Source organism: Exiguobacterium sp. s123, assembly GCF_018617075.1.
GTDB lineage: Bacteria > Bacillota > Bacilli > Exiguobacteriales > Exiguobacteriaceae > Exiguobacterium > Exiguobacterium profundum.
Map to the genome: position 1 here is coordinate 23,685 of NZ_JACSJL010000012.1, position 20,246 is coordinate 43,930.

A 20,246-nucleotide genomic window follows, 5' to 3' on the forward strand; every position below is an offset into this window, starting at 1 on the left:
TATGGGTTATACAATCACGGTGGTCGGACTCGGGTCCGGTGAGTTAAATCAATTGCCGCTCGGTGTGTACCGCCATTTAAAAAAACAACCGCTCGTCTGGTTGCGCACAAAAGAACATCCTGTCGTTCAAGAGTTAGAAGCGGAAGGACTCGTGTTCGAATCATTTGATTCGGTCTATGAATCGAGTGATACGTTTGAAGAAGTATACGACCAGATTGTCGAGACGTTATTGAGTAAAAGTGAAGAAATGGCGATCACATACGCCGTACCGGGCCATCCGTTCGTAGCGGAACGGACCGTCGAACTATTGGTGGAACGCGGTGCCGACCTTCATGTACTCGGTGGTCAAAGTTTCCTCGATGCCATGTTCCAGGCGCTCCGGATCGACCCAATCAATGGATTTCAACTGCTCGATGCGACCGCACTCGACCTTGAACGTTTGCAGGTGACCCAACATGTGCTTATCGGGCAAGTGTACGATGGATTCGTGGCGGGTGACGTCAAAGTGCAATTGATGGAACGGTATCCGGACGACCATCCCGTCACCCTTGTGACGGCTGCCGGTACGACGCAAGAACGGATTGAGCACATTCCGTTATTCGAAATGGACCGGATGGCGGAAGTGAATAACTTGACGACGCTCTACGTTCCGCCGCTCGAGGATGAATCGTATTTGGCGAAGGATTTTGCGACACTCAAACAAATCATCGCAACGCTTCGAGGACCAGACGGGTGCCCGTGGGATCGTAAACAGACGCATGCGTCACTTCGCAAGTATCTATTAGAAGAGGCGTATGAGTTGATTGAAGCGATCAATGCAGAAGACGATGATGCCATCATCGAAGAACTCGGTGACGTCTTGCTCCAAGTGATGTTGCATGCTCAAATCGGAGAAGATGAGGGCTATTTCGATATTCGTGACGTAATCGGTTCCATCAGTGAGAAGATGGTGCGCCGCCATCCACACGTCTTTGGCGATGTCACCGTCGAAGATGCCTCTGACGTGGTGAAAAACTGGAATGCGATTAAACAGACGGAAAAAGGGGAAAAGAAACAATCGCAACTCGATGGTGTTCTCGTCGACCAACCTTCATTGATGCGAGCGGAGCAACTTCAAAAGAAAGCGGCTCACGTCGGATTTGAGTGGGATGACGTATCCGGTGCCTTCGAAAAACTGGAAGAAGAGTTAAAAGAATGGCATGAAGACCTAAGTGATGAATCGGAACTTGGAGACGTATTGTTCTCCATCGTGAACATTGCGCGATACGTTGGGCTGAATGCCGAGCAAGCATTAGAACAGACGAACCGAAAGTTCAAACGTCGATTCGAGTATGTGGAAGCGAACGGTGACCTTCACCAGATGACACTCGAACAGATGGATGCGCTTTGGAACGAGGCAAAGGAGAAAGGTTTATGAGACTAGATAAGTTTTTAAAAGTGTCACGTCTAATCAAGCGTCGCACTTTGGCAAAAGAAGTGGCGGACCAAGGACGAATTCAACTGAATGGGCAAGTCGCGAAGGCGAGCACAGAAGTCAAAGTCGGAGATGAGTTACAAATTCGCTTCGGAAATAAACTCGTCACGGTCGTCATCGATTCAATCGCAGAACATGCACGTAAAGAAGATGCGAAAGAAATGTATCGTTTACTTAAAGAAGAGAAGATGGACGGTAGTATCAACTCATAAAAAAAAGTATACTTAATGTATTAAGAGGAGGGGGATGAGGCGATGAACGGACGTAATCCGATGGATCGACAACGACGCATTCGAGCGCTAGATGAGCGTAGAGAACAGTTAGAAAAAGATACACATCGCCGACGAGTTCATCTTCGACGTCGTTTGGCAGCAGCCTCTCTCCTGTTTTTATTTGTCATGGTGTTGATTGGACAGAGCTACTTCTCGAAAGTAGGGTACGTATCGGACCAGCAACAAGCCTACGCACAAGCAAAAGTGGAGTTGCGTGAACAGCAGGCCGAACAGGATGAGTTGAAAGAGCAAGTGGAACGGTTACAGGATGAGGATTATATCGCGAACTTAGCACGAAACGAACTGCTTTTCTCTAAAGATGGAGAGATTATTTTCTACTTCTCGCCAGAGGAATAAGTCGGTTCGTTGACCGTTAGGGAAACGACTCGTATAATTAGAAAGAATCAATCAAAAAAGGAGTACATTATTTTATGTCAATTGAAGTAGGAAGCAAGGTACAAGGTAAGGTTACAGGGATTACGCATTTCGGAGCGTTCGTCGAGCTCCCAAATGGCAAGACAGGATTAGTACACATCAGTGAAGTGGCAGACTCTTACGTCAAAGACATTAACGAAGTGTTGACAGTCGGTCAAGAAGTCACGGTAAAAGTGTTGAACGTCGAAAATGATGGGAAAATTGGGTTGTCCATCAAGAAAGCAGTCGACCGTCCTGTAAGCGAACGTCCTGAGCGTCCTGAGCGTCCAGCTGGTGAGCGTTTCTCTCGTGGCCCACGTCCAGGTGGCCCAGGTCAAGGTGGTCCACGCGGTGGCGGCGGTCCACGCGGTGGCGGCCCACGTGGTGGCGGTCGTCGTGAACAACGTCGTGAACCAGAAACATTCGATACATTGATGAGTAAGTTCTTGAAAGATAGCGACGAGCGTCTTTCGACGTTGAAACGTCAAACAGACTCAAAACGCGGTGGACGCGGAGCCAAGCGCGGGTAATCCTTCGTATACCAATTAGCTTCTACTCGTAACCATAGAGGTCTTGTAATGAGACGAGCCATGAACATTTTCGTTCATGGCTTTTTTTCTGTTTAAAAATTTATAAAAAATAGCTAAAAGAGTTGCTTTTTTTCGAGGAAGGGAGCAAAATAGGGAACATGAAAAAATAGTTATGTTTTATAAGTGAAGGTGGAGAGAAAAATGAATGGATGGAAACTGTGGATGGCGGAGTGGCGAAGTATCTTCAAGAACCCACGTGTGTTGGTTCCGATTCTCGCAGTCGCACTCGTACCGTTAATGTACGCAGGGATGTTCCTATGGGCTTTTTGGGATCCGTATGGACAGATGAAAGATTTGCCGGTCGCCATCGTCAATGAAGACAAAGGGGCAACGTTTGAAGGAGAGTCGCTTGCGATTGGAGATGACCTCATTGATAAGCTGCTGGATTCGGAGGCGTTCAAGTTCGTCGAAACGACGAAGAAAGAAGCGGAATCTGGACTGAAAGACCATGACTACTACATGGCGATCGAGATTCCAAAAGACTTTTCAGAAAAAGCGACGACTGCTTTAGATGAACATCCGGAGCAACTCGAACTGAAGTATATCGCAAATGAATCGTATAACTTCTTAGCCGCACAAATCGGTGGTTCCGCGATGGAACAAGTCAAAGCGGAACTGTCAACCGAAGTCTCGAAACAGTATGTCAGTGCGTTGAAAGACGGATTGAATGATGTGGCAGACGGACTTGGTGAAGCCGCAGATGGTGCAGCGACACTTGCGGACGGCTCAACGTCAGCAAAAGACGGTGCCGTCAAGTTGGCGGACGGGACGAAGCTTCTCGCTTCGAAACAACGTGAGCTCGCGGATGGAGCAAGCCAATTAAACGATGGGATGACTCAGTTGGCCGATGGTTCATCTGAACTCGCGGATGGGACGAAGCTTCTCGCTTCGAAACAACGGGAGCTCGCGAATGGAGCAAGTCAATTACGTGATGGTGTTTCGCAATTGGCTGATGGCTCATCTGCACTCGCGGATGGCAGTCAACAAGTGTACGAGGGCTCAGCCTCACTTGCGGACGGGGTCCATCGTGTCAGTGAGGGCGCTTCTGCCTTACAAGGCGGGACGAGCCAACTCGTTGACGGAACAGGGGCGTTCGCATCGAAACTAGATGAACTACACACAGGTGCGAAGACGTTGAACCAAGGTGTTCAAGACCTTGCTGCCGGAATCGAGCGCTCAATAGAGGGGGCATCTGCATTACAGGATGGTGCCACAAAACTCACAGGAGCGTTGACTCAGGCGAAGGAAGGAAACGCGGCACTTGTCGCGGGTCAAACAGACGTGGTCAATGGGATCGGACAAATGAAGTCTGAATTGACTGCGAAACAAGATGAGTTGATTGGACAATTGACAGCACTCGCTGAGTCGGGTCAATCGGCATCACCTGAAATGCTTCAAGCCATCGCTGCACAACTGAGCGAAGGGAAGCAAGAGACGGCGGCCGGGTTTGATCAACTATCCGCTGGTGCTGCAAAAGTGAAAGAAGGACAGGTCGCACTTGGTGCAGGTCTTGATCAGGCAGGTACAGGTGCAAACAAACTGTCGACTGGACTTTCTGACTTGAGTGCCGGTCAAACGAAATTAGCCGAAGGTGCGAACGCGTTGGCAAGTGGTTCAAGTCAAATCGAGCAAGGTACTCAAACGGCGGCCGATCGTTCCCAAGAACTTGTGTCAGCGAGTGCGAAGCTCAATCAAGGCGCGACACAACTTCAAGATGGGACAACTGAACTCGCCGCTGGAAGTGACAAGCTTGTAGACGCGACCGGACAGTTGTCTGAAGGTAGCGAAAAGCTTGCGGATGGAGCGAAGAGCGCAAGCACCGGTACAAATGAATTGGTGAATGGTGCGAATCAGTTAGCGGATGGTGGTCAAAAGCTGCAGTCAGGAAGTCGTGAACTGGCCGAAGGCGCGAAGAGTGCCGGAGCCGGAACGAGCAAGCTGACGGATGGCGCGAATCAGCTCGCGAATGGTGGAGAAGAACTTTCAGACGGTAGCGGTGAACTCGCTGACGGCATGAAGGAGCTCGCATCAGGTAGCGATGAACTTCGTGACGCCTTAGTGAAAGGTGCGAAAGACGCAGACATCGGTTTAACGGATGACAACGTCGAGATGATGGCCGGTCCAGTGTCGCTCGTCGACAACTCGATTCACGAGGTGCCTAACTACGGTACTGGATTCGCTCCATACTTCATGTCACTCGGACTTTTCGTTGGAGCACTCCTTCTCTCGATCGTTTATCCGTTATACGATCCAGCAGGACGTCCGAAACGTAGTCTTTCGTGGGTATTGTCGAAATCTGGTGTCCTCATGGTCGTCGGATTCTTGCAAGCCTTGATTCTCGATGTGGCGATGGTGCAACTGCTCGGTCTTGAAGTGAGCGAACCATTAAAATTCTTCGGTTTCAGCTGGTTGACGAGCATCACGTTCCTCTTTATCGTACAGTTGCTCGTGACAACACTCGGAAACCCTGGACGTTTCGCGGCAATCGTCTTGTTGATTTTACAATTGACGACGTCAGCCGGGACGTTCCCGCTTGAATTGATTCCAAGAGCGTTGCAACCGTTCAATGCACTACTTCCAATGACGTATACGGTTGCCGGATATAAAGAAATTCTATCGGCAGATGGTGCGCAGTACTTGCAGATGGCGACAACCTATTTAGTGTTTGTGGCTGCCGGATGTTTTGCATTACTATGGGCGTACTTCCGGATCGCATGGAAGAAAAAATATCGTCAAGTCGCATCAGAAGCATGATGTAAATACGATACAAAATCGTGTATAGTGGGGAAGACGACACTATACACGATTTTTTTCTTAAAAAAATATAAAAAAAGAATTGACACTCGAATGGTGACTGGTTATTATAGAAAATGTGCTTAGGACACAACAATAACATGGCGGTGTAGCTCAGCTGGCTAGAGCGTACGGTTCATACCCGTGAGGTCGTGGGTTCGACTCCCTCCGCCGCTACCATTTTATTTAGGCCCGTTGGTCAAGCGGTTAAGACACCGCCCTTTCACGGCGGTAACACGGGTTCGAATCCCGTACGGGTCACTTAACCTAAGCGTAAAGAAGCCATCTCAATCGAGATGGCTTCTTTTGTTATATCAAGGAGGGAATTCATGAAAAAGGTACTCGTCGCTGTGTCGGGTGGAGTCGATTCCATTGTCTTATTGGACCGTCTCGTCAAGCAAGGATGGGATGTGGGGGTAGCGCACGTCCATCATGGCTTACGAGAAGCATCAGATGAAGAGTACACGTTCGTCGCGCACGTAGCGGCATCCTATCAAGTCGCGTTTCATGGGACGCACCTCCATTTTCAAGAAGGAGCGTCACAGGCTCATTACCGTAAAGCCCGTTATCACTTTTTTGAAGACGTCATGAATGAACATGGATATGATACACTGGCCACGGCTCATCATGCGGATGATGTATTGGAGACGGTGCTCATTCAACTTCACCGAAACGTGATCGAAGTGAAAGGAATTCCCGAGAGAAGAGTGTTCGGACGTGGGACGTTGATCCGTCCTTTATTAAAAGAAACAAAGGCGCAACTCATCGAGTACGCTAGGAAGAACGAACTTGCCTGGAGGGAAGATGCCACCAATCAGGAAGTGACCTATTTACGGAACCGGATCCGTCACGAAATCATTCCGAGGCTGAAACAAGTGTGGCCGACAGTCGTTGACGATGTATACGATACGGCGAAACAGGTATACGCTGAATGGGACAGGCGTTACCAATCATGTGAGCAATGGATTGAAGCAAACGTAGAGCTTGGAATGAAAGCGTTTCATGTGAAACTTGATGAATTCAATCGCTTATCCTCGCTTGAACGGTATACGGTCGCTCGCTTGCTATCCCGTCGCTATGGGGTAGAGGTCAATGAGGCGCTTGAGAAGCTAAGGACAAGTCAAAAGGATACCGGGACCTACCACCTGTCGGGTGAGTGGTTCATGATGAAGCAGAATAGGGTACTTAATCTTGTACAACGTTCAGCAGAAGCGTCACTTCATCCCATTCAGGTCGAGTCGTTGCCGGCTGTCGTTCAATTTGGAAAGCGCACGGTTTCGCTGTCCATCGAAGAAGGGCGAGAAGGTATTCCACTAAATGAAATCACTTGCCCGTTGACGATTCGTTCGCTCGCTCCGGGGGACCGGATGAAGTTGAACGTGGGGACAAAAAAAGTGTCCCGCATCCTAATCGATGAAAAGGTTGAGCGAACCATTCGACCGACTCTCCCGTTGCTTGAGGACGCCTCGGGGCGGATTCTCGCGATTGTCGGGGTAAGAGTTTCAGAATTTCTAGACAAGTCGGATGCGATTTGCCCACGATTAATGGTAAAATGATGATTGTGTCGAAACAGAAAGAGGAGGATTTCAAGATGTCATTGATGAACGATATGGAGAAAATTTTAATCTCACGTGAAGAGATTCAAGAAAAGGTGAAAGAACTCGCTGGAACATTGAGCGAAGACTATAAAGAAGAGTTCCCGCTTCTCGTATGTGTATTGAAAGGCGCGATGCCATTCATGTCGGACCTCGTCAAAGAAATGGACATCCATTTAGAGATGGATTTCATGGACGTGTCGACATATCATGGAGGAACTTCTTCGACAGGTGAAGTGAAAATCGAGAAAGATTTAAATACATCTGTAGAAGGACGCGACATCTTGATTGTAGAAGATATTATTGATAGTGGATTGACGCTTGGTTACCTCGTCGATCTTCTTAAATACCGTAAAGCGAAGTCTGTGAAGATTGTCACGCTTCTCGATAAGCCGACTGGCCGTAAAAATGGTTTATCAGCAGACTATAGCGGTTTCGTGATTCCACACGAATTCGTTGTCGGCTACGGTCTTGATTACGAAGAGAAATATCGTAACCTTCCTTATGTCGGTGTGCTCAAACCGAGCGTTTACGGGGGCTAACGTTTTTCTTTTGAAAATGTGACGTGGTAAGATAAAGGAAATCCCCAAAGTATAGGCATATACTGAATGGGCGAGAACATCGTTTCTCGGAATAGGAGGCAAAGAATGAATCGTGCAGTGAAAAACACATTGGTTTTTGGTGTGATTTTCCTAGCCTTGATCTTGTTCCTTCAATATTTGCAGAATCCGAATAGTCAGAGTGAAACGCTCTCGTATTCGAAATTCCTAGAGTATGTGGAAGATGATCGGATTGAGACGGCAACCGTACAAGAAATCCCGGGGGCTATCTCGATTACAGGCGATCTTACAGGAGATGAAGACCAACGTTATGAAACAAACATTCCAGCGAACGAAGCGGAATATGCGGATGTATTAACGCAGCTTCGAGCGAATACGGATATTCAAATCGAGGAGGCTGAATCCAACAGTAGCTGGTTCAGCATCGTCTTCGCGATTTTACCGTTCATTATCATCTTCATCTTGTTCTTCTTCTTGTTGAACCAAGCGCAAGGTGGTGGCGGTGGTGGTCGTGTGATGAACTTCGGGAAATCGAAGGCGAAACTATACGACCAAGAGAAACGTCGCGTCACATTCAAAGATGTGGCTGGGGCGGACGAAGAGAAGCAAGAACTCATCGAAGTCGTTGAATTCTTGAAAGATCCTCGTAAATTCTCGAAACTCGGCGCACGTATTCCAAAAGGGGTCTTACTCGTAGGTCCTCCAGGGACAGGTAAAACACTCTTGGCTCGTGCGGTAGCCGGTGAAGCCGGTGTTCCGTTCTTCTCGATCTCAGGTTCGGACTTCGTTGAGATGTTTGTCGGGGTCGGGGCGTCACGTGTTCGTGACTTGTTCGAAAACGCGAAAAAGAATGCGCCATGTATCATCTTCATCGATGAAATTGATGCCGTCGGTCGCCAGCGTGGTGCCGGTCTCGGTGGTGGACACGATGAGCGTGAACAAACATTGAACCAACTTCTTGTTGAGATGGATGGATTTAGTGATAACGAAGGGATCATCATGGTTGCGGCGACAAACCGTCCAGATATCCTTGACCCGGCCCTCCTTCGTCCAGGTCGTTTTGACCGTCAGATTACGGTCGATCGTCCGGATGTTAAAGGGCGCGAAGAAGTATTGAAAGTCCATGCGCGCAACAAGCCACTCGATTCGACGGTGGACTTGAAGTCGATCGCACAACGTACGCCTGGTTTCTCTGGGGCAGACTTGGAGAACCTCTTGAACGAAGCGGCACTCGTTGCGGCACGTTCGAACCGTACAGCCGTTTCAGTTGTCGATGTGGAAGAAGCGATTGACCGCGTCATCGCAGGTCCTTCGAAGAAGAGCCGCATCATCTCTGAAAAAGAGCGCAACATTGTTGCATATCACGAAGCAGGTCACACAATCATCGGTCTCGAGCTTGAGAATGCGGATGAAGTACACAAAGTGACGATCGTTCCACGCGGAAACGCGGGCGGATATGTCGTCATGCTTCCAAAAGAAGATCGTTACTTCATGACAAAACCTGAACTCGAAGACAAGATTGTCGGTCTTCTTGGTGGTCGCGTCGCCGAAGATGTCATCTTTGGAGAAGTGTCGACTGGAGCGAGCAATGACTTCCAACGTGCAACTGGTATCGCACGTAAGATGGTCATGGATTACGGGATGAGCGATAAACTCGGACCGCTCCAGCTCGGTTCAAACCATGGCGGACAAGTCTTCCTTGGTCGTGATTTCCAGACAGAGCAGAACTACTCGGATGCGATTGCGCAAGAAATCGATTTGGAGATTCGAGACATCATCAATCGCTGTTACGCGAAAGCGAAGCAGATTTTGACAGATCGTCGCGAAGATCTCGAACTCGTTGCGAAGACGTTGCTTGATGTCGAGACGCTTGACTCGAAACAGATTCGTCATTTGATCAAGACACGAGAATATCTCCCGCATGAGCCGGAAGAGGACGTGGATGGATCGACGGATACGGATGACGCAGCGAAGAAAGATGATGCAGCCGTTCAACACGGTCAAGTCGTCGATCAACCTGAAGTTGTCCAAGACAGTCAGCCGGATGTCGTACCTGAAGGCGATAAGCCAGAAGCGACACCGACAGAACGTCCGAATAACGAATCACGTTAATGAAAAAGACGAATGCCCTTGACGAGGCATTCGTCTTTTTTCGTGTTATAATTCGAGCGAACTGCAATTGACAACAAAGTGAGGAACTATATCATGATTTTAGTGATTGATGTTGGAAATACAAATATTGTTCTCGGGATGTACGATGGAGATCATCTCGTACACCATTGGCGCATCTCAACGGATCGTACAAAAACGACCGACGAGTACGGCATGCTGGTGAAATCGCTATTCGATCATTCGAACGTCTCGTTCGACCAGGTCGAGGGAGTGATCTTATCTTCTGTCGTACCTCCTGTTATTTTCCCACTTGAACAAATGTCGCAACGATACTTCAATGTACGTCCAATCGTTGTAGGACCAGGTGTGAAGACAGGATTGGATATTCACGTCGAGAACCCTCGCGAAGTCGGGGCCGACCGAATCGTTAACGCGGTGGCTGGAATCGCCAAGTATGACGGTCCGCTCATAATTGTTGATTTTGGAACGGCAACCACGTATTGTTACATCGATGAGAAACGTCGTTACCATGGCGGAATCATCTCACCAGGTATCATGATCTCAGTGGAAGCACTCTATCAGCGTGCCGCGAAACTACCTCGGATTGAATTGGCGACCCCGCCGACAGTCATCGGGAAGAACACGATTCAAGCGATGCAATCGGGGACATATTATGGATATGTGGCCCAAGTGGACGGTATCGTGAACCGGATGAAGCGTGAAGTCGGTGAAGCGACTGTCATTGCAACGGGCGGGCTGGCACGATTGATCAGTGAACATGCAGAGACGATTGACCATGTGGATTCGTTCCTGACACTCGAAGGCCTCCGTCTCATTTACGAGCGCAATCAAAAGTAAACTAAAGGAGTTACATCATATGATTCATACAGAACAACAAGCATTACTCGACCAGATGAAGGATGACTATCTCGTTCGTGCCCTCGGTTTTAACGGAGAGGTTCGTGCCTTTGCCGCACGCACGACAAAAACGGTATATGAGACGCAACTTCGTCATCAAACGACACCGGTTGCTTCAGCTGCCCTCGGACGGACGATGACAATCGGTTCGATGATTGGAGCGATGCAAAAAGGTGCAGCGCGTGTCACGCTTAAAGTAGAAGGTGATGGTCCAATCGGGAAAATCATCGTGGACGCAGATACAGCAGGAGATGTTCGTGGATATGTGTCATACCCGCGTGTCGATGGCGGCACATTCGTCAACGAACAAGGAATGACGAAATTGAAAGTCGGCGAAGCCGTCGGGAAAGGGACCATCTCTGTCATTAAAGACTTAGGCTTGAAAGACTATGTCGGTGGTTCTTCAGAGATTCAAACGGGCGAAATCAGTGAAGACTTCACGTACTATTTCGCGACATCTGAGCAAGTGCCGTCAGTCGTCGGAGCGGGTGTCCTCGTCTTACCGGAAGATGAATCGATTCTTGCGGCAGGCGGAATCATCGTCCAGCTGCTCCCGAACGCTTCTGAAGAGACGGTACAAGCGCTCGAAAAAGCACTTCAGACGTTCCCACCCGTATCGGTTTTGATTGGTGAAGAAAAAACGCCAGAAGAAATGCTTCAATTACTCCTTGGCGATAGCCTTGATGTCCTCGACACGAACCCGATCCAGTTCAACTGCACATGCAGCCGTGAACGAATGGAAAGTGCCATTATCGGTCTCGGAAAAGAAGAGATTCGTCAGATGATTGAAGAAGATGGTGGAGCCGAAGCCGTATGTCATTTCTGTGGCGAAAAGTATCATTTCTCAGCGGAACAGTTAGAGACGATGAAAGTTCAGGCGCAGGCGTAAGCAACGTTCCAAATTGCATATTTTCAATTCGATAGGGTATGATAACAATATCGGAATAGTCGGAATTATGAAGGAGGAAATGCAATGCGTATCGTAAACTCAGTAACAGACTTGATTGGAAAGACTCCGATTGTGAAATTGAACGGAATGACTGGACCAGAGGATGCCAACGTGTATCTGAAGCTCGAATATATGAACCCGGGATCAAGCGTCAAAGACCGGATCGCCCTCGCCATGATCGAAGCGGCCGAAAAAGACGGTATCTTGAAGCCAGGTGATACAATCATCGAGCCAACAAGCGGAAACACGGGCATCGGGCTCGCGATGGTCAGTGCCGCAAAAGGATATAAAGCCATTCTCGTTATGCCTGAAACGATGAGCATGGAACGCCGAAACCTCCTTCGTGGATACGGGGCCGAATTGATTTTGACACCAGGACCTGAAGGGATGGGTGGGGCGATTCGTCGCGCTACTGAAGAAGCCGAGAAACATGGCTACTTCCTCCCGCAACAATTCAATAACGCTGCCAACCCGAACGTTCATGAAATGACGACGGGACCTGAGATTGTGGAGGCATTTGAAGAATCAGGACTTTCAGTCGACGCTTTGATTGCCGGAGTCGGGACAGGCGGTACCATTACTGGCGCAGGTAAAGTCGTGAAGGCGAAGTACCCGGACGTAAAAATTCTCGCCGTTGAACCGGTCGATTCACCTGTCTTATCAGGCGGGAAGCCGGGACCTCATAAGATTCAAGGGATTGGGGCTGGATTCGTTCCATCCATCCTCGACACGGAGATTTATGAAGGGGTTCTTCAAATCACGACAGAGCAAGCGTTCGAATACGCTCGTCAGGCGGCACGTACGAACGGTGTCCTCGGTGGTATCTCTTCAGGAGCTGCCATTGCGGCAGCGCTTGATACAGCGAAACGTCTTGGTAAAGGGAAAAACGTATTGGCGATTATCCCGTCAAACGGTGAACGTTACTTGAGCACACCGCTCTATCAGTTTGATGAAGAGTCAAACGAGAGTCGCGTATAACATTTCAGGCAGTAATCGAGAGACATTCTCTTTCGATTGCTGCCTTTTCTTGTGTACAATAAAAGGCATGAATGAATAGACGGAGGAATGACATGTGAGATCGACTGCGTTCAGAACAAAGCGGATGACGAAAGAGAAGATGTATGAGGCCTACATGACGTTGACAGCGGATCAACCGTATCATGCATGGTTAGAGAGTGGGAGAGCGGGACGGTATACGATTGCGGGAATCGAGCCGTTCGGTCGCTTTCATGTAAAAGACGGTGTCGGACTCTTGCAAGTGGGCGATACGACCGAAACGCTATACGGAAAGCCGCTTGAGCTCGTCAGTGAGGTGCGGAAGCGATTTGAGGCCGAGCGTCCGGAAGGGGCTCCTCCTTTCTTTGGTGGCATGATCGGGTATGTCAGTTATGATGTGGCCCGGACGATTGAACGTCTCCCTGAGCAAGCGGAGGATGATTTGTCGACACCAGACGTCTCGTTTCTTCTGTTTGATGAGGTGGCGGTGTTCGATGAAGTGGATTCGACTCTGTACTTGATGGTGACGGCGAAGGAAGGTGCAGAACGTAAGGCGGACCGATTGGCGGCCATGTGGAACGTCGAGTCGCATTACGCGTTCAAGCCGACAGGGCAGTCATCGGTAGAGCGATCGCGCTCCATGTCCCAGGAAGAGTTTGTTGAAGCGGTCAAACGGATTCAGTCCTATATCGTAGAAGGGGACGTGTTCCAAGTGAACTTGAGCGTTCGGCAGTCTGAACCGCTTCTCGCTGACCCGCGTCGTGTATATGATACGTTGCGACAAATGAATCCATCTCCTTATATGGGCTATTTCGTGGACGACGCTTTGACGATGGTCTCCGCTTCACCAGAGTTGTTGCTTGAAAAACATGGAACCGACATTTCGACGCGCCCGATCGCGGGTACGCGTCCACGTGGCAAAGATGATGTGGAGGACCTAGAGTTGGCGAACACGTTGCTTGAAAACGAGAAAGAGCGAGCAGAACACGTCATGCTCGTCGACCTCGAACGGAACGACCTTGGCAAGGTGGCGGCATATGGCAGCGTTCATGTTGATGAATTGATGGTGATTGAGAAATACTCACACGTACAACATATCGTCTCGAACGTACGGGGTACGATTCGGGATGAAGTATCAGGAGCCGAAGCGCTAGCAGCGATGTTCCCAGGCGGCACCATCACCGGCGCCCCGAAAATTCGAACGATGGAAATCATCGAAGAACTCGAACCAGTTCGCCGGGGACTCTACACCGGTTCATATGGATGGTTAAGTTGGAATGACGACCTTGTCTTCAATATCACGATTCGAACGATGGTCGTGAAAGACGGAATCGCATACGTTCAAGCGGGAGCAGGTATCGTGATTGATTCGGATCCGGTCTCGGAATATGAAGAATCCCTGTCCAAAGCGAAGGCGCTATGGGCGGCGAAACACATGACGGAGGAAACGACATGATTGTATTGATCGACAACTATGACTCATTTACGTATAACTTGGTGCAATATTTCGGTGAACTCGGTCAAGAACTGGTCGTGTATCGAAACGATGAAGTCACGATTCAAGAGATTGAGGCGCTTGCCCCGAGTTATCTTGTCATTTCGCCGGGACCTTGCACTCCGAATGAGGCGGGAATTAGCATCGAGGCAATCCGAGCGTTCGCAGGTCGTATCCCGATTTTAGGGGTTTGCCTCGGACATCAGGCGATTGCGCAAGCGTTCGGCGGAGAAGTCGTCCATGCGGAGCGGCTCATGCATGGAAAAACGTCGAAGATTCAACATGACGGAAAATCGATTTTCAAGGAGATTCCACAACAGACGATTGTGACCCGTTACCATTCGTTGGCCGTGGAGCGTTCGTCGCTACCAGAGTGTCTAATGGTCACTGCAGAGACGGAGACTGGAGAAATCATGGCACTCCGTCACCGAACGCTTCCGATCGAAGGGGTGCAATATCACCCTGAAGCGATTTTGACTGAGCATGGGAAAGAAATGATTCGAAACTTTATCGAGGAGTATCGTCATGTGGTATTGGCATAACGGAGAGTTAGTCGAGCGTGAGAAGGTGTTGATCCCGGTTGAAGATCACGGTTTCTTGTATGGAATGGGCTTGTTCGAGACGTTCCGTACATATGAATTCGTCCCTTTCCTGTTCGATGCCCACTGGGAGCGCTTGATAAAGAGTCTCGATGAGCTGTGGATAGACTTCCCGTTTACGAAAGAAGAAATCGGGACGGCGATTCAGCAACTGTGCCGTCAAAATGATGCACCCGACCTCTATATCCGCTTGAACGTGTCGGCGGGGGTTGCACCACTTGGTCTCTATGCGGGGCGTTATGAGACACCGAACGTCACGTTGATCGTCAAACCGCTCTCCTCAGAAGTCGTACCACAGGAAAAGCGAGTCGAACCGATCCCGTTTCCGAGAAGTCGTCCTGAAGCAGCTTTTCGATTAAAATCGCATCATTACATGAACAATATCCTTGGGAAACGGACCTTACAAGACCAGAGTGCTGAAGGACTATTTGCGGACGAGCATGGATGTGTAGTGGAAGGGCTCGTGTCGAACATTTTTTGGGTCGGTCCAGATGATAGGTTATACACGACTCCGCTCTCGAGCGGAGCACTCGCAGGTGTGACGCGACAATGGGTGATGGACCATTTCTCTGTAGTCGAACAACCCGTGACATTTGAAGAATTGACTGCAGCGAAAGAGATTTGGATGACGAATTCAATCCAACAAGTCGCTCCGGTGACGCATTATGGAAATCTGAGATACCCCGGTAAAGACGGGGTACGATTTAACGAAGTGTGGGCGAAACTCGTTCGCTCACTTGGTTAGGAGGCGGAAACATGACGAAAATCATGGGTATTTTAAACGTGACCCCGGACTCGTTTTCGGATGGGGGACGGTATACGGCAATCGAGGAAGCTGTACGACATGCGAAACAACTCGTACAAGAAGGTGCCGATGCGATTGATATCGGTGGAGAATCGACAAGGCCGGGCGCAGTACTTGTTTCCGAGGAAGAAGAGATTGAACGTGTCGTCCCAATCATCCGTCGACTAAAAAACGAAATCGATGTCCCGATTTCGATTGATACGTATAAGCCGATGGTGGCGAGAGCGGCAATCGAGGCCGGTGCGACGATCATCAATGACGTATGGGGTTCGAAATGGGGAGACCGCTCGATGGCACGTGTCGCTTTCGAATGTGGGGTTCCCATCATTCTCATGCACAACCGAACAGACCGGGACTACCATCATTTCATTGAAGATGTGGTTAGCGATCTACAGGAATCAATTGAGATTGCACATGCGGCAGGCGTAAGGGATGAGCACATTTGGTTAGATCCGGGCATCGGATTTGCGAAAGACGTGGCGCAAAACCTTGAACTCATGAATCATCTCGACGTGATCACACGTCTTGGGTATCCGGTTCTGCTCGGCACGTCGCGTAAGTCGTTTATCGGGCTTACGCTCGATTTACCGACAGAGGAACGGCTCGAAGGAACGATTGCGACGACGTGTCTTGGCATCATGAAGGGGTGCGACTGGGTGCGCGTGCACGACGTCAAAGCAAACGCCCGTGCTGCGAAGATGATGGATGCGATGATTGGGGGGAACGGACATGGATAAAATATTTGTGAACGGGATGCGTTTTTACGGGTATCATGGGGTGTTTGAAGAAGAAAACCGTCTCGGTCAACGGTTTCACGTGGATTTAATGTGTGAACTAGATCTCGCGCCTGCGGGACGTTCGGATGACTTGAACAATGGGGTCAGCTATGCCGGCTTGTATCAATTGACGGAAGATGTTGTGACGGGAGAACCGGTCAATTTGCTGGAAACACTCGGAGAACGCATCACGACAGCCGTGTTGGCGCATAATGAGTTGATTCAACGTGTGACGGTTAAAGTCATTAAACCGGACCCACCCATCCCGGGACACTATGACTCAGTGGCAATCGAGATGACAAGGGGACGGACGTTATGATTTATATTGCATTAGGCGCGAACATCGGGGAGCGGGCCGCGCAATTGTCTGCGGCAATCGATGAGATGGAGCGAGCAGGTCTCCACGTCACGAAACAGTCGTCGGTCTATGAGACGGCTCCTGTCGGATATACAGAGCAACCTTCGTTTTTTAATATGGTGGTCGAAGTCGAGAGTCGCCAATCCTCGGACGAACTGCTCAAAACGCTTCAACAGATCGAACAACGATTAGGACGGGAACGTCTATTTAAGAACGGACCGCGTACCATCGACCTTGACATCCTCTTTTATAATGGGGAAGATATACAATCAGAACACTTAACGGTTCCGCATCCGCGCATGCAGGAACGTGCATTTGTTCTTGCCCCGTTAGCGGAGATCGCGCCAGAACTCGTCGTTCGAGGACGGACGGTCGCCTCTTGGCTTGAAGGGTTATCAATGACGGACCGCCAAGATGTTGTCCGGTTACAGTTGCTTACGAATTTGGTGAAATGAAGGATGTGTTGTCTTGACAGGCTTTAAGATAGGAAACATAGAGATTAAAAACCGTGCAGTCCTCGCGCCGATGGCCGGCGTGACCAATCCCGCTTTCCGTTTGATTGCAAAAGAGTTCGGAGCGGGACTCGTCTGTGCCGAAATGGTTAGCGATAAAGGAATCTTGCTCGAGAACGCTCGGACGATGCGCATGCTATACGTCGATGAACGAGAGAAACCGCTCAGTTTACAAATCTTCGGCGGTTCGAAAGATACACTCGTCAGAGCGGCGCAGTACGTCGACCAAAACACCAACGCGGATATCATTGATATCAACATGGGTTGTCCCGTACCGAAAGTGACGAAGTGTGACGCAGGGGCGAAGTGGTTACTCGACCCGGATAAAGTATATGAGATGGTGAATGCCGTCACGAATGTCGTCGAAAAACCGGTCACGGTGAAAATGCGCCTTGGTTGGGACGATGATCACATCTTTATTTTGGACAATGTGAAGGCGGCTCAGACAGGTGGAGCGGCAGCCATTGCCATTCATGGACGTACGCGTGCCCAACAATATGAAGGAACCGCGAATTGGGACTGGATTGGCGAGGCGAAGAAAGTCGCGACCGTACCGATTATAGGGAACGGGGACATTGCCACACCACAAGACGCGAAGCGTGTCATTGACCAATATGGCGTGGATGCCGTCATGATTGGACGTGCGGCACTTGGGAATCCGTGGATGCTCTATCAAACGGTCCAGTACCTTGAAACAGGGGAGCTTCCGCCGGAACCAGAGGCGCGTGAGAAAATCGACATCTGCATGCTTCATCTCGACCGGTTGAGTGCAATCAAAGGTGAGCTGACAGCCGTACGCGAAATGCGTCAACACGCGGCCTGGTATTTGAAAGGGTTGAAAGGCAGTGGTCCGATTCGCAAACAAATCAACGAAACGGAATCGCGCGAAGCGTTCGCGGCGGTCCTTTATGGATTTGTGGACCAACTCGAACGACAACTGTCAGAAGTGTGAACTAGTGAAAAGAACTAATTTATGGTAAGCTTGTTTGGCGAAAAAGTGCACCACAACGAATGAACGGCTTCGGCTGTGCTGTTGGCCATCGGGTCGACAGTTTTTTGTTAGAGAGAAACCCAATATGGATAGAGGAGTGAATGGAATAGTGAGCCACGAGTTAGAAATGAATGATCAAATGCAGGTTCGTTTTGAGAAGATGACCGATATGCGTGAGCGCGGTCTCGACCCGTTCGGTCACCGCTTTGATCGTTCTGCACACGCAGGTGAATTACATGAGCAGTATGAATCAATTGAAAAAGAGGCTTTGGCTGAACAAGATGTAGAAGTCACATTGGCTGGACGCATCATGACGAAACGTGGAAAAGGGAAGGTTTTCTTTGCCCACATTCAAGATGTGACAGGTCAAATTCAAATTTACGTTCGCAAAAACGATGTCGGGGATGAGCCGTTTGACTTATTCAAGTCTTCAGACCTCGGTGACATCGTCGGTGTGAAAGGGAAGCTCTTTAAAACGAACGTTGGTGAGCTTTCGATTCACGTGGAAGAGTTTGAATTATTGACGAAGGCGCTTCGCCCGCTTCCGGACAAATACCATGGATTAAAAGACGTGGAACAGCGCTATCGCCAACGCTATCTTGATTTGATTACAAACCAGGACTCGCGTCAGACATTCATTTTGCGTAGCCGCATCATTTCGGAGATTCGCAACTTCTTAAATCAAAAAGGATATTTAGAAGTGGAAACACCGATGTTACACACAATCGCGGGTGGAGCAGCGGCGCGTCCGTTCTTAACGCATCATAATGCGTTGGATATGGAACTTTATATGCGTATTGCCATCGAACTTCACTTGAAACGCTTGATCGTTGGTGGACTCGAGCGCGTGTACGAAATCGGACGTGTATTCCGTAACGAAGGGATCTCTACACGTCACAACCCTGAATTCACGATGATCGAATTGTATGAAGCCTATGCAGATTACAACGACATCATGGATTTGACGGAAGAATTGGTTGCGCACGTAGCGAAAGAAGTACTCGGTTCAACAGATGTGCAGTATGGTGAAGATACAATTCATCTTGGCATCGGTTGGAAACGTGCACATATGGTCGACCTTGTTAAAGAAGAGACAGGTGTCGATTTCTGGCAACAAATGTCCGATGAAGAAGCACGTGCTCTCGCAAAAGAACACGGTGTAGAAGTACAAGATCATATGACGTTTGGTCATATCGTGAATGAATTCTTCGAGCAGAAAGTAGAAGAAACGTTGCTTCAACCGACATTTGTCACAGGACACCCGGTTGAAGTATCACCATTGGCGAAGAAGAATGAAACAGATCCACGCTTCACGGATCGTTTCGAGTTGTTCATTGTTCGTCGTGAACATGCGAATGCCTTCACGGAGTTGAATGACCCAATCGATCAACGTGAACGCTTTGAAGCACAGTTGCTTGAAAAAGAAGCAGGTAACGATGAGGCACATGAACTCGACAACGATTTCCTTGAGGCACTTGAATATGGTATGCCGCCAACAGGCGGACTTGGAATCGGGATTGACCGCCTCGTCATGTTATTGACGAACGCGCCTTCAATCCGTGACGTTCTTCTTTTCCCAACGATGCGCCATCAACAATAATCAATTTAGTGGCCGGATCATCCGTTAATATGATCCGGCTTCTTTTTTTGTCAGCCTCGAAACGCATAGGTAAGCCGTTAAACAGAAGGAATGCTATAGATGAAAAACTTTTTTAAAAAAACTTTAGAAAAACCCCTTGCGTTAATGAGAGGTGTACGGTAAATTAATAAACGTTGCCGCTGATGGCAGCGGAAAAGAAATAAAAAAGTGGTTGACAACTGTGTCGATGACTTGTATTATTTTAAGAGTCGCCAAGAGCGGCAGACGAACTTTGAAAACTGAACGATGAGGCAAAAATAAGTTTTACTATTTTTGAATGAAGCGCAAGCTTCGTCAATTTAAGAGCTGTATCAAATTCTTTGGAGAGTTTGATCCTGGCTCAGGACGAACGCTGGCGGCGTGCCTAATACATGCAAGTCGAGCGCAGGAAGCCGTCT

General features: G+C 49.1%; 19 protein-coding genes, 2 tRNA genes and 1 rRNA gene. All 22 read left to right on the forward strand.

Features of this window, described 5'->3' with window-relative positions; all coding sequences use genetic code 11:
- The first annotated feature begins 1 nt into the window (after nt 1).
- A complete protein-coding gene (yabN, locus tag KNO72_RS14875; RefSeq protein WP_214758716.1) occupies nt 2-1,417 on the forward strand; it encodes a bifunctional methyltransferase/pyrophosphohydrolase YabN in 1,416 nt (471 codons plus the stop codon).
- Nucleotides 1,414-1,686 carry an RNA-binding S4 domain-containing protein gene (locus KNO72_RS14880; RefSeq protein WP_012727726.1) on the forward strand — a complete coding sequence of 91 codons (273 nt, stop codon included), beginning with the start codon at nt 1,414-1,416 and terminating at the stop codon, nt 1,684-1,686. The genes yabN and KNO72_RS14880 overlap by 4 nt, the downstream gene beginning before the upstream one ends.
- 42 nt (nt 1,687-1,728) lie before the next feature.
- A complete protein-coding gene (locus tag KNO72_RS14885) occupies nt 1,729-2,103 on the forward strand; it encodes an FtsB family cell division protein (RefSeq protein WP_012727725.1) in 375 nt (124 codons plus the stop codon).
- A 74-nt stretch (nt 2,104-2,177) separates the two neighbouring features.
- Nucleotides 2,178-2,690, forward strand: a complete 513-nt coding sequence (locus tag KNO72_RS14890) for a S1 domain-containing RNA-binding protein (RefSeq protein ID WP_012727724.1) — start codon at nt 2,178-2,180, stop codon at nt 2,688-2,690.
- 201 nt (nt 2,691-2,891) lie between these two features.
- Nucleotides 2,892-5,504 carry a YhgE/Pip domain-containing protein gene (locus tag KNO72_RS14895; RefSeq protein WP_214758718.1) on the forward strand — a complete coding sequence of 871 codons (2,613 nt, stop codon included), beginning with the start codon at nt 2,892-2,894 and terminating at the stop codon, nt 5,502-5,504.
- Between the two features lie 142 nt (nt 5,505-5,646).
- Nucleotides 5,647-5,723, forward strand: a tRNA-Met gene (locus KNO72_RS14900).
- A 9-nt stretch (nt 5,724-5,732) separates the two neighbouring features.
- A tRNA-Glu gene (locus KNO72_RS14905) sits at nt 5,733-5,804 on the forward strand.
- 68 nt (nt 5,805-5,872) lie between these two features.
- A complete protein-coding gene (tilS, locus tag KNO72_RS14910) occupies nt 5,873-7,099 on the forward strand; it encodes a tRNA lysidine(34) synthetase TilS (protein WP_214758720.1) in 1,227 nt (408 codons plus the stop codon).
- 41 nt (nt 7,100-7,140) lie between these two features.
- Nucleotides 7,141-7,680, forward strand: a complete 540-nt coding sequence (gene hpt / locus KNO72_RS14915) for a hypoxanthine phosphoribosyltransferase (RefSeq protein ID WP_214689640.1) — start codon at nt 7,141-7,143, stop codon at nt 7,678-7,680.
- Nucleotides 7,681-7,785: 105 nt separating this feature from the next.
- A complete protein-coding gene (ftsH, locus tag KNO72_RS14920; protein WP_214758722.1) occupies nt 7,786-9,810 on the forward strand; it encodes an ATP-dependent zinc metalloprotease FtsH in 2,025 nt (674 codons plus the stop codon).
- 93 nt (nt 9,811-9,903) lie between these two features.
- On the forward strand, nt 9,904-10,668 hold the full coding sequence (locus tag KNO72_RS14925) for a type III pantothenate kinase (protein WP_074035307.1): 765 nt from the start codon (nt 9,904-9,906) through the stop codon (nt 10,666-10,668).
- Between the two features lie 19 nt (nt 10,669-10,687).
- The gene (hslO, locus tag KNO72_RS14930; protein WP_012727718.1) at nt 10,688-11,617 is read left to right on the forward strand and encodes an Hsp33 family molecular chaperone HslO; all 930 of its coding nucleotides are present in this window, start codon (nt 10,688-10,690) and stop codon (nt 11,615-11,617) included.
- Nucleotides 11,618-11,701: 84 nt separating this feature from the next.
- On the forward strand, nt 11,702-12,655 hold the full coding sequence (gene cysK, locus KNO72_RS14935) for a cysteine synthase A (RefSeq protein WP_012727717.1): 954 nt from the start codon (nt 11,702-11,704) through the stop codon (nt 12,653-12,655).
- A gap of 94 nt (nt 12,656-12,749) precedes the next feature.
- On the forward strand, nt 12,750-14,129 hold the full coding sequence (locus tag KNO72_RS14940; RefSeq protein WP_078145925.1) for an anthranilate synthase component I family protein: 1,380 nt from the start codon (nt 12,750-12,752) through the stop codon (nt 14,127-14,129).
- Complete coding sequence (gene pabA / locus KNO72_RS14945) at nt 14,126-14,710, forward strand: aminodeoxychorismate/anthranilate synthase component II (RefSeq protein WP_078145924.1); 585 nt, start codon at nt 14,126-14,128, stop codon at nt 14,708-14,710. Before KNO72_RS14940 ends, pabA begins: the two co-directional genes overlap by 4 nt.
- A complete protein-coding gene (locus KNO72_RS14950; protein ID WP_078145923.1) occupies nt 14,694-15,512 on the forward strand; it encodes an aminotransferase class IV in 819 nt (272 codons plus the stop codon). The genes pabA and KNO72_RS14950 overlap by 17 nt, the downstream gene beginning before the upstream one ends.
- 11 nt (nt 15,513-15,523) lie before the next feature.
- Nucleotides 15,524-16,309, forward strand: a complete 786-nt coding sequence (folP, locus tag KNO72_RS14955) for a dihydropteroate synthase (protein WP_214758724.1) — start codon at nt 15,524-15,526, stop codon at nt 16,307-16,309.
- The gene (gene folB / locus KNO72_RS14960) at nt 16,302-16,667 is read left to right on the forward strand and encodes a dihydroneopterin aldolase (RefSeq protein ID WP_078145921.1); all 366 of its coding nucleotides are present in this window, start codon (nt 16,302-16,304) and stop codon (nt 16,665-16,667) included. Before folP ends, folB begins: the two co-directional genes overlap by 8 nt.
- Nucleotides 16,664-17,161 (forward strand): 2-amino-4-hydroxy-6-hydroxymethyldihydropteridine diphosphokinase, encoded by a 498-nt coding sequence (folK, locus tag KNO72_RS14965; RefSeq protein WP_078145920.1) that lies wholly within the window; start codon nt 16,664-16,666, stop codon nt 17,159-17,161. The genes folB and folK overlap by 4 nt, the downstream gene beginning before the upstream one ends.
- Nucleotides 17,162-17,231: 70 nt before the next feature.
- Nucleotides 17,232-18,170 (forward strand): tRNA dihydrouridine synthase DusB, encoded by a 939-nt coding sequence (dusB, locus tag KNO72_RS14970; protein ID WP_371328160.1) that lies wholly within the window; start codon nt 17,232-17,234, stop codon nt 18,168-18,170.
- A 148-nt stretch (nt 18,171-18,318) separates the two neighbouring features.
- A complete protein-coding gene (gene lysS / locus KNO72_RS14975) occupies nt 18,319-19,809 on the forward strand; it encodes a lysine--tRNA ligase (RefSeq protein WP_078145918.1) in 1,491 nt (496 codons plus the stop codon).
- A 356-nt stretch (nt 19,810-20,165) separates the two neighbouring features.
- Nucleotides 20,166-20,246 (forward strand): 16S ribosomal RNA (locus tag KNO72_RS14980); the annotation flags it as partial.